This window comes from Intestinimonas massiliensis (ex Afouda et al. 2020) (assembly GCF_001244995.1).
Taxonomy (GTDB): Bacteria; Bacillota; Clostridia; order Oscillospirales; family Oscillospiraceae; genus Intestinimonas; species Intestinimonas massiliensis.
The window spans coordinates 421564-438437 of record NZ_LN869529.1 but is presented as its reverse complement, the minus strand read 5'-3'; the positions used below and the strand labels follow the sequence as shown (position 1 = coordinate 438437).

General features: G+C 46.3%; 10 protein-coding genes. 1 reads left to right on the top strand and 9 read right to left on the bottom strand.

Translation table 11 applies throughout. The features are described from left to right. Window positions 1-70: 70 nt before the first annotated feature. From BN2154_RS15730 to BN2154_RS06120, 6 genes are all read right to left on the bottom strand, one after another. Window positions 71-802 carry an HNH endonuclease family protein gene (locus tag BN2154_RS15730; protein ID WP_154666650.1) on the bottom strand — a complete coding sequence of 244 codons (732 nt, stop codon included), beginning with the start codon at window positions 800-802 and terminating at the stop codon, window positions 71-73. After that, the gene (locus BN2154_RS06140; protein ID WP_094762392.1) at window positions 799-2367 is read right to left on the bottom strand and encodes an AAA family ATPase; all 1569 of its coding nucleotides are present in this window, start codon (window positions 2365-2367) and stop codon (window positions 799-801) included. The genes BN2154_RS15730 and BN2154_RS06140 overlap by 4 nt, the downstream gene beginning before the upstream one ends. 4 nt (window positions 2368-2371) lie before the next feature. Beyond that, window positions 2372-4033, bottom strand: a complete 1662-nt coding sequence (locus tag BN2154_RS06135) for a restriction endonuclease subunit S (RefSeq protein ID WP_050617993.1) — start codon at window positions 4031-4033, stop codon at window positions 2372-2374. Next, window positions 4033-5553 (bottom strand): class I SAM-dependent DNA methyltransferase, encoded by a 1521-nt coding sequence (locus BN2154_RS06130; RefSeq protein ID WP_050617992.1) that lies wholly within the window; start codon window positions 5551-5553, stop codon window positions 4033-4035. Before BN2154_RS06130 ends, BN2154_RS06135 begins: the two co-directional genes overlap by 1 nt. Beyond that, a complete protein-coding gene (gene hsdR, locus BN2154_RS06125; RefSeq protein ID WP_050617991.1) occupies window positions 5554-8790 on the bottom strand; it encodes a type I restriction-modification system endonuclease in 3237 nt (1078 codons plus the stop codon). It abuts the gene before it with no gap. A 77-nt stretch (window positions 8791-8867) separates the two neighbouring features. Then, window positions 8868-9074, bottom strand: a complete 207-nt coding sequence (locus BN2154_RS06120; RefSeq protein WP_050617990.1) for a helix-turn-helix domain-containing protein — start codon at window positions 9072-9074, stop codon at window positions 8868-8870. Window positions 9075-9352: 278 nt separating this feature from the next. Here BN2154_RS06120 and BN2154_RS06115 point away from each other — a divergent pair, with 278 nt between their 5' ends. Next, on the top strand, window positions 9353-9967 hold the full coding sequence (locus BN2154_RS06115; protein ID WP_050617989.1) for a hypothetical protein: 615 nt from the start codon (window positions 9353-9355) through the stop codon (window positions 9965-9967). A 212-nt stretch (window positions 9968-10179) separates the two neighbouring features. On the opposite strand, the gene BN2154_RS06110 is transcribed toward BN2154_RS06115, so the two are convergent. Genes BN2154_RS06110 through BN2154_RS06100 form a run of 3 tightly spaced genes read right to left on the bottom strand, consistent with a single transcriptional unit; the run spans window position 10180 to window position 16829 of the window. Beyond that, window positions 10180-12654, bottom strand: a complete 2475-nt coding sequence (locus BN2154_RS06110; RefSeq protein ID WP_050617988.1) for a pPIWI_RE module domain-containing protein — start codon at window positions 12652-12654, stop codon at window positions 10180-10182. Further along, window positions 12644-15730, bottom strand: a complete 3087-nt coding sequence (locus BN2154_RS06105) for a pPIWI_RE_Z domain-containing protein (RefSeq protein ID WP_050617987.1) — start codon at window positions 15728-15730, stop codon at window positions 12644-12646. The genes BN2154_RS06110 and BN2154_RS06105 overlap by 11 nt, the downstream gene beginning before the upstream one ends. Next, complete coding sequence (locus tag BN2154_RS06100; RefSeq protein ID WP_050617986.1) at window positions 15720-16829, bottom strand: restriction endonuclease-related protein; 1110 nt, start codon at window positions 16827-16829, stop codon at window positions 15720-15722. The genes BN2154_RS06105 and BN2154_RS06100 overlap by 11 nt, the downstream gene beginning before the upstream one ends. Window positions 16830-16874 lie beyond the last annotated feature (45 nt).

The following is a 16874-nucleotide window of genomic DNA, read 5'->3' as shown; positions in this document are numbered from 1 at the left end:
CCCAGATCGGTATACGTCTTTGCACCTTTAAGGTTCTAAAGTTCATTATGTAGCAAAGTAACTATTGTTTTTATAATGTAAGATCTAACTGTTCTTTAATATTATCTGGAGCCAAGGACTGTACACAGGAAATTGCGCAAGCAGAAAAGGGTGCTTCTGGTGATATAGCATCCCTTAGCTGACGAATACAGCTATGCTTGCTAATATCTCCGGAGGCATACTCTGCAAGCAGTTTTTCAATGCTCGCCCAAATTCTTCCTCTTTCGTTGCTTATGTAAGCATCGGTCAGATTGTAAATAGATGCCGAAACTCTAACCCTTTCTTTGCCTAATTCATCATTCGTAGCAGGAACTACGCGATTGCCCCAAAAGGACAGCAACTTAACATCCTCTGCAATGCACGGATCCAATAGTAATGGTTGCTCATTATTTTCGCTTGTTTCCGATTGGTACATGCTATCGTTTTCCAAAGGAAAATAGCTTCCTTTGCCACCGCCTCCTGTTTTCCGATTGGCACAAATACAGCATGCCCTATAATTCGAAGGATTATTTGCTAGCCAATAGTACCCCTCATTCTGAATTAAATGATTATATTTAAAATTCTCAAAAGGCTTTATTTCCGCCTTGGGTCGAAAGTGGTCAATATGCACATCTTGCCCAACAAGGGGCACCTCTGTATACCAGCACTTATTGTGAAAGAAATCCCTGAAATCCTTTTTGAGCACACTATTTTTCCAGAGTTCATTACCTTGCCCCCATCTATTTCTGTTTTCTAGGAGGTCTTCTATCTTTATATATCTCATACTTGCCCTTCGTATAACGCCTCAATAATTTCTTTAATTTTTTCTCTGCGCTCTAACACCTGGTCGTAGGTAAGATACTCTTTACTATACAGATTGCACCTCTTATATACGTTCAAAAAGTCATCATATAAAAAATCAATCGAATTATACGATAGCGGCAGCAATCCCAAATCCTTCGTTATTTCACGGAGCTCCGCTTTTTCCTCGTCCGTAGCGCTCTCACCAATAAGTTTTAGATATAATTCTTGTCTGCGCAAGAATTTCTTATGCGATTTTTGGTCGTAAGAAGTCTGTAACCCATAATACTCACTTTGTAGTAACCCATCAATTCCCATTCCCTCGGTATTCTCGACAGGGGTAATAACTCTTGTAAAGAATCTCCCTTGATTCTCGTTTCGAGTAAATATCCGAATGTGTTCTTTGGGAACACCATTTATCACCAACGGATCATGTGTTGCAATAATCGCCTGAGTGTTCACAGCCTCCTGCAAAGATTGGTCCATTGTGCTTTTAATGTCATACTTCCAGCGCGGATTCATATATGCATCTGGCTCATCCATTAAAATGAGGCAATCTTCCGTCTTGCAAATACCAAGCATACCAAGGATTTTGATAAGTTGGCGCTGCCCTTCGCTCATTGATTTGCATTTCACTATGGAATTCCCTTGAGTGACGGTCACCTCAAATCTCGCATCAAACAGAGAGTATAGTTTCTCAAAAAATTCTAAGATTGCAATAGAATCTAACCCTAACTTTTCAAGACCTTTAATTTCGAAATAGGACTTTCCTGCAGCAGAATATAGTAATCCTCTTCGCAGCAAATCCGTAAACCGATGGTCAATGAAATCCGTCAAATAGTACAGGCCTATGGGCACATCTCCTTCGAACCGTCCTCTGCCAAAAACGCCCTCAACTTTATTAATATTAATGGCCATATCCACACATTGGACTTCATCGAAATGGCACGCATCAACAAGATAATTCTGTTCATAAGACTCCTGACCACAGAGAATAGAAGCCAAATATATTGGAGTCATTCCCTCATCACAATAATTGTACTTTCTTTTGGGAAAGTTCGGCAAGAAGCGCTCAGATTCATCGTTCATTGCTTTAAGAAAGCGCACAAGTGTATTTCTACATTGCCTTACATAGCTTTTATTAATTTGTTCTATTTGAGGCAAGAGCTTATTGTTGGCCCCAGAATAAAACGCAATGATGCGTTGAGGGAACAAAGAATGAGATTGGATAAAAGAGCGCACCCTTTTATAGCTTCCCTCACAGAAAACATCATCTACCGTGATACGATAATTATGATTGCTTTGGACAATGTATACCGCCTTTTGCGCATAGTTGTACTCCATAGAATAGCTGTAGTCAATCTGTTTTTCTATTGCGGGAGAATCAAAAGACATCAGAATGTTCAGAATACACTCAATCATCGTCGATTTTCCAGCGCCATTTTCTCCAATCAGAATTGTTGAGCTACCACCCGATACGGTGTCAAATACTATATCAAAGTCAACCAAACAAAGATAATCATCGATCCGAAGCCGTTTGATTTGCATAATATTACCTCACTAGTGAGTATTCTCCAGAATCACTTTTCGACACAATCTGTTTTTTCTCCAGATTGCGTAATGCGTCCATAAGCTCAAATTTTTTCTTACTAATGGACATTACTGTCTGTGTAGAAACAGATTGGGGCGCAGCTTTTAATAGGAGTTTGACAATTGCTTCTTCATTAGCACCTGACAACAACGGCTTAATTTCTGCGGGAATTGCAATTCGCTTCGCTTTTGCCTTTGGCCTGATCACATCTCCATCCTCTTGTTCGATTACTTGCCTCAGCAATTCCACCGCGCTCTCCTCGCTCGGGTCATTCGTACCCAGTTCACCGCGAAAGGCACGAGCGAGAATGGATTTTTTCATCAGGTCGATCTGGTCAAGAACAGATTCAGCTACATTCTTGGCTTGCTGTTCCTTTTCAAGGGAAGAATCGATTAACCTAATAATCACTTCTTGCTCCATCATAGATGGAATTATAACAGGAAAATTCTTGAGCTGTGTTGAATTAATCGACGCTAAGTTTGTCGTTTGCTTGGAACAACTCAGAAAGTATGCTTTTCCATACCGGCTTCCCGCTTGATATGACAGGAAATAAGGATTAAGTACCTCTGGATTAGGCCTAACAACAAAGATATGATTCTGGTGAAGACAGTTTTTGATTTGGCCCTCCCAGACCGTTCCCCGACCTAACTTATCAAAATCGCCACCTTCTGTAAAAAGAACATCCCCAACAGCAAGACTATACCTTGAAATAGCTTTCTCTTCTACATTGATTTTTTTAATCTCATCCAGACGCAGAAATCCATCCTGCACATTCGCTACTCTTAGATATGGCAATTCGACAGTCTTTCCCGTATACTTTTTTCCCTTCATTAATCCTGTTTGTAAAGACGAAACGGTCGAAAGTAAGTGCTTTTCCCAACTCTCCATCCCCACACCGTGCTCTTCCCGCCATTTCGCAGTCAGTTCACCGGTGAAGGCCTTATGGAGAATAGCGGCTTTGCGGGTTTCAAAGCTATCCACCACGGCCTGTGCCTTTTCCTTGGCCTCATCCAGCTTGGCAAACAGGCTTTCAATGCGGTCTACAATGCGCTGTTGCTCGGGAAGTGGCGGAAGAGGGATTTCGTAGTTTCCTAGCGTCGTTGTGTTGATATTTGCAATGTTCGTTGTCTGTGAAGATTCTCCGATGAATTTCCCTGCAAGGAATTCGTGCCGCAAGAAATAGAACAAATATTTACTGGACATTTCTTTCGCTCTTATATTAAGAACAAAACCACCAAAAGTCATAGGGAAAGGAATATATGTTACTAAAGAAGATTTACCAACAAGCTCTCTGGAATTGGCCGAAGACATAATAATGTCGTTTTCACGCACCAGTTTTGCGATATTTCCCTTCATAAAATCTCTGTTGACATATATCATATCGTCAATTTCAAGATTTTCTTGCACGTTTGCTGTGCGAAGGCACGGAATATTATCCTCAGTTGGTGCAGCTTCTTTTGCGGCTGCTGGGAAAGTAATTCCGCGTTCAAAATTACTAACCATGCCGATTCTTGTCCAGCACCAATTCTCCGGCAATTTATACGGCCACTCCCAATCCGGCACTAAAGCTGCCTGCAAACGCTCTTCGGGCGTGAGGGCGGCTTCTTTTTTTGCTCTTGCCATCACTTTTCCTCCGTCAGAACACGAAGCTCACGCACAACACTTTTCAGCAGATCGACCGCTTCTTCCAGATTCGCAATCGCTTCCTCGCCGCTTTCTACAGGGTCAGGGAGATCGTCATAATCCACGATGGAGTCATCGCGGATCAAGCCCAGGTCAAGACTATCATCCGGATTCTTGGCGATCTCCTCACGAGTGAATTTGCTCCAGCGCTCGCCCGTGCGCTTGGACGGGTCTTCATACCCTGCCACAAACTCGTCGAAATCACTCTTGCGCAGCTGCCGGGTCTTACCAAAGCTGTCCATATTGGTGCGCATATCGTAGAACGCAACCTCGGTGGTGTTATCCTGCTCGGTTGTCCCGCGGGTAAAGAATAGCACATTGGTCTTGACGCCCTGCGCATAGAAAATGCCGGTAGGCAGGCGCAGAATGGTGTGCAGGTTGCAGAAATTCATCAGTTCCCGGCGCACGCTGGCACCGTCACCGGCAGCAAACAACACATTATCCGGCAGCACCACGGCGCAGCGGGCCTTGCCGTCCGCCTTCAGGCTGCGATAGATCACCTGCAAGAAGTTCAGCTGCTTGTTGGAGGTCTGGAAAGAGATGTCATCCCGTGTGGCACGCTCACCGCCCTTTTTCGTGCCAAAAGGTGGGTTCGTGAGAATAACGTCATATTCTTTGAATCTCTTTGCGTCTTGCGCAAGAGAGTCTTCACAGGAAATCTGCGCCGGAACACTATGCAAATACGCATTCATCATAGCAAGCCGGTGTGTATCCGAAACCAACTCAACGCCAGTATAGCCACCTTGAATTGAATTTACCTCTGCATCGGAAAGTTCATAAAGACTTCTTCCGTCGGTTGCATTACGATATGCCGCAATCATAAAACCGAAGGTTCCGCAGGCGGGGTCAAAGCACCTTTCCCCCAGCTGCGGATTGACAAGCTCCGTCATCACATCAATCAGTGGGCGGGGTGTAAAATATTGCCCGGCTCCTGATTTTTTTTCGTCCGCGTTTTTTTGCAGCAAGCCTTCATACAAATCGCCAAGTCCCTCTTGCTTGGCTTCGTACCAATCGAGTTCGTCGATCTTTTTTATTAGCTTTTCCAGGTTCTTAGGCTCTTCGATGCTGGAAACCGCTTTCGTATAAATGTTGCTGATTTTCGGCATGGTTGTCTTGCCCAACTCCGTCAAAATAACGTTATAGTACTTTTTTAACGCGATTCCAGAAAGAGAGGTCAAATACTTCCACGAATAATCATAAAGCGCATTTTTCCGCCCGTTCCTTTCCTCTTCCGTTAATTCATCAACCCGTTTGCCCCTCGACTTCGCATACTGTTCCAGGCGTTTCTTGTAGGCTTGCTCTATTTCTTTCCTCAAGGCGGCTTCTTCGCCGGTTTCTTCCAGCATCTTTAAGAAGAGAATATAGGTCAGTTCTGTCACATACTGGTGATAAGTAATACCGTCATCTCGCAGCACATTGCAGAGATTCCAAAGTTTCTGTACTATATCTTGCGTGCTCATTTAAGCTGCTCCTTCGTAAATATAAGTATTGATCTCACGGATAATCTCCGCAAGCTGCCCGTCAAACTTCTTGTTAAAGCGTGCGAAACCACCATCCATCTTGAACGCCGGTGCTTCAAAGGTCTCGGTATTGAGAATGCTCTCGTGAAGCATATATACCTTGATCTTTTCCAGCAAATCAAGCTGCATTTTGTTAAAGTGATGCGCCGAGATCAGCTTAGAAAAAGCCATTTTCACACGGTCATCGTGGTTTACAAGCGGCGTTTTAAGTACAGCCCCACGAATAAAAGCTATAATATCTGCCACGATCCGCTCGTTGGTCACTGCACTGGCCGCTTCGTTCAGGCTGCTCTCGTTGAAATTCTCCTTATCCAGCTCCAGCTTCAGCTCCCGAAGCTGCGCCCTGGTCATATCGCTGGGGCGGGTGCAGGCAATGCGGATCGCTTCAATGCGGTCTTTATTCTCGTTGACATAGGCCACAAAAGAGTCCAAATAATCCTGCGGTTTTTCCGTGTCACCATAGCCGCGGGTCGTTTCCAAAAGGGTATCTTCCTTTTCGGAATAGTAATGCCCGCGCTTTTTGCCCTTCAGGTTGTCAAACCAAAGCAGGAAATCCTTATCCTCCCGGCAGCGTCGCACAAAAGCTTCCTCTGTACAGCTTTTCAATTCCTTCGCATATTCCCGAATTGTTTTTCCGCCTAAACGCTCGGATACATCATACTTTTGCTCATCGGTCAGATTGTTGCTCTTACGCTGCAATCTTGCCAAAATGCGATCTTTGACAGGCTGCTTGCTGGCCTCACCCGGACGGAACAAATCCTCCAACAATTCAGCCATTGATTTGCTGACGGAGACTGACTTCATATTGGAAGTGTCGTCCAAGTCCTCGTACACGCGAACTGCATCGAAGATATTGAAGTGCGTCTTTCCGATTTCCGGGCAAAGGCGAGTAGCGCGTCCCAGCATCTGCTCAAAGAGGATCCGGCTGTTGATCTTGCGCATAAACACCAAATTGCAAATTGCCGGCACATCGATTCCGGTAGTCAGCAAGTCGACTGTTACGGCAATGTTGGGGTACTGGTTGTTCTTGAACTGCTTGATCACCTGCAAAATCTTCTTTTTGTTGCCGCCGGCAGTTTTGCCCGTGATTTTCATAATGGCATCATTGGAAATGCCATAGGGCTTGTAAATTTCTCGGAGCGTATCCACAATACGGTCAGCGTGTGCATCATTTACTGCGAAAATCAGCGTCTTTTCTCCACTTTCCGGATTCAGGTAGGTCGAAACTTCTTCCAGCACCTTGCGGGTATGATCCGGCAGAACAATTTTGCGGTTGAACTCCGACACATCGAAATCCATTTCATCGTCCAAAACTGCACCGTTCAAAAGTTCATTGGTGTTGGGGTCATATTGCGCCAAGGTTTCACCCTTCTTGAACTGTGCGTCATTTTCAATGAAATCCGTATTAATCAGATACGGAGGATCGTGATCCACCAGCCAGCCATCGATAACCGCCTCACGGTAGCTGTAGGTATAGACCGGCTCCCCGAAAATCTCGGTCGTGTGCAGGGCGGGCGTAGCAGTCAAGGCAACTTTCACCGCATCGAAATATTCGATAACCTGCTTGTACTTGCTCATATAATCATCTTGATTATCGTAGAGGATTTCTTCTTCCGTCATTTCACGGTCAAGAATATAGCCTCGGTGGGCTTCGTCCACAATAATCAAATCAAATGCACCGGGCATCAAATCCGGTTCTTCTGCCAGAATCGTGCGTTTCAAAAGCCCCTGCACCGTTGAAATGCTGACCTTGGTTTCCAGATTGATGATGTTGTCATCGATCGCTTTGATCTCATATATTTTGTCCAGCGTCAGCAGTTCCTTCAGCTTGACATCTTTGAAGGTGTCCATTGCCTGCTCACCGAGGGACACTCGATCCACAAGGAAAAGAATACGGCGGAAACGCTTGGATTCCAGCATCTTGTAGATAAGCCCCAGAACAGTACGGGTTTTGCCTGTTCCGGTGGCCATTGCAAGCAAGGCCGTTCTCTTGCCGTCAACGATTGCCTCTGTTGCCTTATCAATGGCCTTGATCTGGTAGTCGCGCAGATTCAACCCATTAGGATCTGTCATAAACGAATTATCTGCCGCAGCCAGCGCTTGGTTGGCCGCCGCTGTACTCTGACCAAGTTTTTCCATCAGGTCACTTGGGCTAAACCAGTTCCGAATAGGATACGGTTGATTTTCCTGTTCCCGGACATCCAAAAACCAAATACCAGACTTCGTCCGCAGCTGCTCTAAATACGCCCTGCCATTTGAAGCAAAGAGGAAGGGGACCTGATAACCATTCCAGTTTCCAACCGTATGTGGAATATCCTCCGGCTTAATATGTGCAGCATAGTCCTTTACCTGCACATCGATGGTAGATGCCACATCTTCCGACATCTTTTTTGCATCCATCAATGCTACGAGCTTCTCGCCAACGAAGAATGCATAATCCGCATACCCGTTTTTGTAAAAGGCCGAATTGGTAGGCCATTCGCTGATGGCAATATTTCTCCCCTTTACAGGACGCGTTCCTTTGCTGTAGCGCAGGTTCTGCGTATCAGCTTCCCAACCAGAAAGACGAAGCTGCTCGTCAATCAAGCATCTGGTCTGCACCTCATTCCAATTCATCATAGCGGAGACAGATTCCGACCGCTTTGCGCGCTCCTTTTGCGTTTTGCCCGAAGCGGCGGTCTTGACCACGGCCAGTTGCTTCGTCAATTCCTCGATTTTCCTTTCCTGCTCGGCAATAACGGATTCCAAATCTTCGTGCGTGGTCTCGCTCGGCATAACGAACTCAGGCGCAATATATCCCCAGTCTCCATAGGTCTCCATAAACCAAACAGCAAGATTGTATGTCAAGGACAGCAATGTCTTTGCTTCGTCCACGGAGTCCGTACCTATATGTACCGCCGAGTTTCTTGTCTTGCGAAGAACATATAGCGTGTTGTCAATTTCGTGCGGCAATAAACCGGCTCGCTTCAAAATGCGAATTCGATTTGCGTGGGTGTTGTCAACAGCCGGCTCCGCAATGTGCTCAAAGACAAGGATCTCCTGGACTAAGCGCTCAGCAAACATTCCGAGTTTATAGATACAGGCATTGGGATCAGAATAGACATAGGTTTCTGCGGTTGCGCCAATCTGTGCCAATGCAGGCCAGTATCGATTCAGAAAATCAAAATTTGATTTCACGGAGTTCTCCTTTCATCAAAATCCCAGTTGCATATTGAGAAAACGCAGCTATCGCTAATCGTTATTTGCTGGGTCAATCATTTGCCAGGCACGATTTCCACAATATCCTCAATTCTACAATCCAGCGCCGTACAAATCTTCACGAGTATCTCCGTGGTGACATGACCGTTGCGTCCCATCTTGGTGACGGATGCTGGGCTGATGCCTGCCTTCTCACACAGGTCTTTTTTCTTCATATCCTTGTCGATAAGTAGTTTCCAGAGTTTTTTATAACTTACAGACATAAAATATCTCCTCCGTACCGATATACAAAAATGCTCTGCCGCTTGGCAGAGCATTCGGTCTATTGCAGCCGTACTGCCAAGGCCTATCCAACACTTGACAGCGTTGTTTATAATGATAGCACGTTTGGGTAGAAAAAGCAAGAAAATGATAAATCCGCACGAATTCCGACTCTATTAAATTTCTTTTCGAGCCACAAAAGAAACAGTTGAACCTACAAGCAGTCAGAGCTACAATGCCAACACCTCATCGCGAGGATAAACTGATTGGAGGTCAAATGATGAATTATGAAGTAAACTCATTTCAGAACTACGAATCGATCACCATTGACGAACTGAAGGATCAAGCTAACAGTCTACTGAATCTGGTAACGGAAGAACAGCGACCGCTGCGCGTATGCATGAATAATGGCAAAGAGTTTCTGCTGTTCCCTCAAGACCTGCTCGCTCCGATCTGCGATTCCGACTTTCGCTTGATCCTGCTGTCAGCACTGCGGTATGCGATGGGCAAAAACATATGTATGCCCGTGGTGGTTTCCGATTATATCAAGCGTCACATTCATCTTCTGGATGATAAGTTTCTCGTTCTGGCTGCCGATGATATCAGGCGATACCTTGAAGACTACGCAGAGCATGAGCCAAATTCGAATCTTTGGCAGAGCCTTTTAGGCGTACTTGAGACAGAACAGCGAGCGCGTGCCACTTGTGAAGCAAGAAAAATCCGACCGTGCCCAGCCTGTGGGAAACCTTTGGAAATCATGAGCATTGCCGACAGTTGGCATTCACTCGGTGGATTTGATGTAATTGCCCACTGCAGGAACTGCCTCACCGATTACGAATGGTTCTGCGATAAGGATGGCGGCGTCTCAGATATGAAGCAGTATTTCTTCGGATAAGGCAAGTATAAATCTCAGTTAGCGCTTTTGAGCGTATCTCTTTATCTCTGACAACACGCCTAAATTACTACTAATTTAGGAAAATTTTACACACATTCAGCCATTTATCATATTAAAATAGTCGCCCTCCTAATTAATCTCATTGCAAAACTGATATGAAAAGTAGGCACCACCTCTATTCTTGAGGTGATGCCTACTTTTGTATTATCTACTTATACCTTGAAAAGGTACTCTTCAAGACCTTTTGCCAAATGAAGCGGTAAAGGCAGAACCGTCGACTGATTGTACTGAATCGGAAGATCTCTCAATGCATTGGTATAGAAGATCCAGCTTGCTGCATCATCCCCCGGTTGAAGCTGCAATGGGTACAATTCAATCATGTCCTTTTCGGCAAATGGATGCTTGGGATAATTGATTTTAGATTCTCTAAAACTCCATGTATAGCGATTATCATTCGGCTTCGTATGAATGCCCCAATACACATCCTGATATTTAAAAATACCCGATGCAGAAGAGCGCTGCAAATTTTCGTCAGAAGCTTTCGCACTCAACTCCGTGAAATAATCCGGAACTTCTTGATTGCTCCTAATTCGGATGATCCGCACACCTGAATTTGCTAATGAGAATAAATATGGACTTTGTGGCATTCCAACATTGACCTGAGATGGGCAATACTCATCTACCATGGCATATCCGCTAATCTCCTTATCGGAGATACCGCCCCATACCGCTCGTGTATTTCCATCGGATTGAACCAAAACCAACACTCCGTTTTCCGGCGTATCGTACCGGTTTTTCAGCTCTATGAGTTTTTGCTTCGCAGGGGTGCGGCTCGCAGCAACACAGCGCTGTTCCAAATCACTTTTCCAGAAAAGCTGCGCCATCTCAAGGCATGCTTCCCGATAAGAGAGCGCCCTCTTTGAGAATGCGTCACAATGTACTTGTACCTTTCCTTCTATCAAATCAACCGTAACATAAAGCGGAAGAAAACGCGCCTTATTGGAGATTCCCTGAACTTGCGTACACAAATGCATCCCCACACAGGGTGTATACGCCAAATTAGGTTGTTTCTGTTTAGGATCCAACAGGGTCACAACACCCAACTGTCGATAGAGATCGTTCACAGCATTTTCAATTTTGTTTTGGCTGGCATTCTCCTCCGGGGTAACAAACTGCACAACTCGTCCCGTTTTGGCAAACGCATTGCGAAGAACGGATTTCGGATCACCAACACCATAGTTCTCTTGCCCAGGTAAAGTGAAAATACAAGCCGTTACCCCATCGGTATCGTCTAATACCTCGACGATTTCGCCGCATCGTGTAATCTGCGTCTGCAGCTTATCGTCTGGCATGCTATCCGCAAGACTACCGATTTCTTTACACACATATCGCACCTTCAAGCTGGATGTATCCTTTTCGTCGCCAAAATCCCGTTCAATTTTGGCCTGAATCTGTTTCAGCATTCTTTGCTGTGAATCATCTTTCCACAGGCCATACAGCTCGAATGTGATTCGGTCTGTCTCCACGCATCGTCTGACCCAGTTCCGGAAATCTTCAGAATTCTCATATTCCTGCGGAGAGTTATATTTTTTGAGTTTCTGTCCTCGCAGCATAACCCGTTCCGCTTCGGGCTGCTCACGAATCATATCACCGAGCAGAGCAGACACTGACTGGTACAGTGATGCCTTGTCAACAACGGACACACCTGTTCCGATTTTGGAAGCTGCAAAGCCGGCCATGCCGTTTTTGTAGGGAAGGAGAATTTTTCCCGCATATGCTGCAGGATTTCTTACAACAGCTTCCGCCGATGGTAATTGCGCATATCCCCAAATATTGTAGCACTCTTTGTCCTGTTCTCTCCATACGGGCTGTTTGTCCGTGTAACCATAGATAATGGGAACTTGACAATATTTATCCTCTGAAATCTTAATATGAGAATTGACGGCATTCGTTAAAAACGGAGTCCGCTCTTTATTGTAATTATCGGGAATCCAGCGGCGAATGCTCATCTGGCACAGCAGCAGCGCTTTTCTTTCCGGAGGAGTTGTCTGCACAGATAAATCAAATACAAAAGAGTACTGATGGTGACTTTTCATATCTGCGATCGGATCGCTGACCAGCTGATTCTTAGCAGCATAGCACAGGTGCAGTGTTTGCCCGCTCAGGGAAATCTCTTTCCCCAACAGGCGGTTGATTGCCAGAAGCGGAATTGCCTGATAAGCAGCTTCACAAACTGTCCCATCTTCGAGTGTAAGACGGACTTCATCTGTGGATTGAGCCGCCGCAAGTTCTTCCCAATTCATCGTATCGCAAATTTTTTTTGCGATTTCTTTTGCTAGGGGGGTTACTCTTGAAGGCGTGATATACGTGGCCTTTACCCAGGTCTTAATAATACTGCACAATGCCTGAATATTTTTCTCAGAGTATTCATAGCAGGATGTAAGCCAACGCTCGTCATGGCTGTCCTTTTTTAAAGGGGCTAACGCGATAATACCTTCCATCCAACTGTCGACCAGTTTCTTCAGCGCATTCGTCGGAAGTCCATACTCATCCTTGAACTTTGGGTTCGTCTTCCGTGCAATGTCCAGTAAGGCCGGTTTCCATGATGCGGGAAACCCGAGATAGTACAGGGTACAGGTTTGATTGGGAGATAGTTTATATGCCAGCGGATAGATTTTATGATTCATATGGAATGTCCTTTCGATAAGCTTTATAAAATGGAGCATACAGCGTTTCAGAAATTTCCGCGCTGTCTTTGCAGGTCATCAACGTATCTAAGTACCTGCCCAGCTCGGTGAGACAGTCAAAGTCACCTTGCTTTTCTTCACGGCCGCGAAATGCACCGTCGATAAAATAAACATGCGGTTCCGGCTTCGTCACATCCGTTACACGCGCCAACCGGCCAAAAATCTGAAGGATCAAAACAAACAGCGTTGCAACCACATCTTTCCGCTCTTCGGCATCCAGCTCAGCCAAACCAAACGATTTGCTTTTGCTCATCTTGGCCCACTGCTGTGCCGCAAATTGCCGGATGCGCACATTGTATGCGAACAGAGATTCCTGTGGTTCCCGATGACAGTGGGCTTCCACAAATCCATTGAGCTTGCTGCCCTTCTGCTGGATATCGTCAGGAACAGCCATCGGCCGTACCATGAAAAACACCGCGCAAAGGGCAGAGTGGCCGTACTCATCGACAATGTTGTGTCCGCGTTCGATCGCCATAGCAGGCGCAATCAGGATCTCCTCTTTCATCCAGGCAAACCGGCTGACCTCCCCCCGGCGCACCGTTCCCTGAACATTCTCGCTGCTGACAGCATCAGAGATCATCCGGCAAACCTGTGCAGGGCAATTGACCTTCCGCAGGGCCGTTTCCAGTGTTCGCTGTACTTCCTGTGCCTGAACATAGCTGTTGACGACCAACAGGATCTTCCCGGTTTTTCTTTCATATTCTCTGACGATCAGATCGACTGTCTTTTCGGTTGCGGACCGCAGCTGCAGCATGCGTTGATCATCTGACGCGCCGGAAATACGCTCCGGAAACCCGGATTCAAAGAAACGCGTTTTTTCTAAAAATGCGCGTTTCTCACCATCCGCCTCCAAGATATAGTTCACCGGCCGATTTACGTGGTACTCATATGAACCCTCCGCCCAGCTGGAACCGGACAGCATAATCACATGGGGGCCCGCAGGATTGCCCTGTGCGTCAGTGCGCAAATACGGAAGATCCTTCATCAGGCTTCGTCCGAACGCGAACTGACGGAACAGAATAATATCTTCGTCATCTGTCTTTTTCAAGCCGAACAGGTTGCCGCACAGCGCGGAGGGGAGGAAATACTGCTGCTGCCGAAAACGAGTTTGCAGGAATCCGAACAGCTCATTTTGTCCATAAGAGGTTTCGTGGCTGGCCTCATACGCATCGCTGAGGTCTCGGATAAAGTGATCAAAATAAATGAGCCGCAAAATAAGCTTGATGCGGGCATCTTGAATTTGTTTTACCTTATCCTTCTCAGGCCGCGGAAAATCATCACCCAGCTCATTCAGCCAAGCACGGTACATTTGGTTAAAGAACGTCTCGTCGGTACTCTTACAGGAGCTCTCAAGGACGGCCCATAGCGTACTCTGACGAATGCCGTCTTCATCCTGCATATCGATCAGGTCATAGACGGCTTGATAGACGGCATACGGGATTCTATATTCCGACTCATCCCGGTACATATCCTCTAAGAGGATAAGGGCTGAAAAAGGATCCCCATACGCAATTTTCTTCCATGTACCCAACTCATGGTGCAGAGATTTTATAAGGCAGCTCAGGACCGTCACGCTCTGGCGCTGCATTTCATCGTATCTCTGCTCGGCCAGATTCTCCTCTCTGCGTTTGCTGCTCAGCCGCATATAGGCGCTGCAATCTTCGGCGCATTCACGGATATAGCTATTAAAACTCGTTTCCGGCATGAAAAAGTGATCAAGCGTTTTTTGAACCCTGTCGCTCTCATCAAAGACAACTACATCAAAGCTGCGCATTACCAGCTCCAGAAAGGTTTCCCGCTGCGCTCCTACCCGAGATGCCGCAAAGCCCGCAACCGTTGTGATAACAACGGAAGCTGTATAGCATTCACGGAGCATTCTGGTGCCCATGCACTGATGAAAATACGGACACAGGTGATTCTTGTTTCCTTTTTTCAGGGAATAGCACGGCTCTTTGCCGAAGGCGACCGCTTCGCTGCGCTGCTCATCCATCCCATCAACCAAACATAATGGCGTTAAGTATTGAGAAAATCCTGCCGGCAAGCAAGTCTCATAGGGCTGCGCGACCTGATTGATATATTTCAGCCTTTCGCTGCGTCCAATCAACGGGCTTGCTGCAACCCCAAAGGCTGATAAATATTTCTGCAGGTTCATGACTTCGGCTACCGTGTCAACAACAACCGTCATCCGATATCCATTTTTATGGCACCAAAATGCCAACACCTTAATGAGTGTGGATTTGCCTGCGCCAACCATGCCAACGATATTGATGACCTCAAGAATCGTGAGCTCCGTACATGTACTGACAGAAGCCCCTTTGATCTGCTTGAGAACATTGGTCGATAAAATCGCATAGCACGGGTCACCGGGATGCATCCCGGCCATTTCCTTTGCGGCGTTCAGCAGTTCGTCCAGGGTAATGGAAATTGGTTCTCTGCGTCCCTTTTCGGGAACTCTCGGTGGAACAGACACGACACAGTCACTGTCGAATCTGGCCGTAACAGTTTCGGTTTCCCCAGTTTCCAAGTTCAGATATGGATAGCGATATGTTCCGGCTCCGGCATAAGAAGGCGGCTTGGCTTCTTCAAGTCTCTCCGGCCAAAAACGTCCCCACTCCCTTTGGCGCTGCTCATACGGATAGGGATATTCCCCCTCTGTTTTGGAAAACGAATGACCTTTCTCCGATTTCTCAAACGAAAAAGCGCGAACTGCATCATATTTGGGGGCCTGATATGCCCGCAAATCATCCTGCCAGTACTTTTGAGAACGATAGTACCCCAACGTGTGCCGGGCCTGCTGCAAAGTGTGTTCCATATCTGTACACGCCGTTGTGCCAATAAGCTGATATTGAGTAAATAACAGATAGGCTTTTGCTGGATCGGTGGCAGGTGCATTCAGAGCAAGCAAATGCAGAACTGCTTCGATCGCCGCAAATCTGGCAAGCGGCATAGGTTCTTCCATGCCTTGAAACAGTGCCGCAAGCGGATCATACCAACCGTCCTTACTCTTATTCATCATTGCATGCCGCCTCCTTCTTCGCAATTGCAGTTTTCAGCGCCCTCAGAGTCACACACTCTACATTCTTTTGATCCTTCAGTACGCGGTTGATGATCGCGGTATAGTTTCGCTGATTGACCGTATATTCGTTGGGGATTACAAAATAACCACGTGCATAGTCCCCAGAAGGGAATCCACCGTCATTTTGAATCTTCGTGCGGAGCGCGATGGGATTTCGATATGCCTTTGCGTCGATTTCCCAAATATCCCCGTCAGAGAACCGGATCTCCACATCATAGCGGTCCATCTGTGGCCACAATTCCCAGCAAAGTTTCTTTTTCTCGCAAAACGCCGCAATTTCAAGTTCAAGCTTTCCCGGTGCGGCAAAGTACCGCATGACGCCTTTCTTTAACCGGTAGAGATCGCCGGCCGAACTATCCAGCTTCATCTCATCCGTGAGTTCAGGGAGCGTATCTGTGCAGTGAGTCGAATGACAGATGTATCCATACTTTCCTTGCACCATCGTCCATCCGCATCGAGGACAGCGGTAGCTTTCCTCCGTAATTTCCTCGTAGGCAAACTGGAAAGCATCTTTGGCCATCGGATCATCGGCCAGCTCAAGAGACATGGTGCGCCTATCCTCGAGTGTGATAATCGGATGCTCGATAATATACTTTCTGACCCTGCAGTAATCTTCTTGACTCAAAGCGATTATTTTTTCATAAAGAATACGCTCGTCTGTTCCGTTCATGATATCACTATCCTGCGTTTCCAGGAACTCATAGCAATCTGAGCTGGGAACATATGCATTACCGGTTTTTTGATACGCAAAGGCGTCATAGGCATAAAAAGGCTCTTCCTGAAGATGCAATTGCTCGACAACTCCCGATTCCCATGTATCGAACCACTCTTCAATAGGCCTGGTAATAAAATACGCAAGGAAAGCGGCCTCATCAGGATACTTGACAGCAACTTGACTCCCTGCCCTTTGACTTGCAGCTAAAAACATGTTGATTCCATGCTGCAAGGCTTTGCTGTAGGGATACCTTGTCGGTTCCTTTTGCAGAAGCTGTTCTTTCTCAATCAATCCTTTTGCAATCAGCGCGAATGCTTTTCGCATAAATGCCGTATCCGTGGGAATCCCTCCTGTCTTGAAACAAAATAA